The organism is Nocardioides cremeus (assembly GCF_030518195.1).
GTDB lineage: Bacteria > Actinomycetota > Actinomycetes > Propionibacteriales > Nocardioidaceae > Nocardioides > Nocardioides cremeus.
The window spans coordinates 1-209 of record NZ_JAULSC010000497.1 but is presented as its reverse complement, the minus strand read 5'-3'; the positions used below and the strand labels follow the sequence as shown (position 1 = coordinate 209).

Sequence of the window (209 nt, the reverse complement as noted above, 5' to 3'; positions counted from 1 at the left end):
CGTGCACGACGTCGGCCAGCTGGGCCATCCGGCGGGTCAGCACCGCGCGCCACTGGGCCAGCACCTCGGCGCGGGCGTCGAAGCCGAGGCCGGCCCACCCGCCGGCCGCGGCCCGGGCCCGGGCCACGGCGGCCTCCACCGAGGCGGTGTCGTCGACGGCGTGGACGCCGACCACGTCGCCGGTCGCGGGGTCGAAGGACTCCAGCTTC

Annotated in this window: 1 protein-coding gene; it reads right to left on the bottom strand. The window is 79.4% G+C overall.

Features of this window, described 5'->3' with window-relative positions; all coding sequences use genetic code 11:
* Positions 1 to 209 (bottom strand): aldehyde dehydrogenase family protein (locus QWJ41_RS21870; protein WP_302710600.1); only part of this gene is annotated, 209 nt, incomplete at both ends.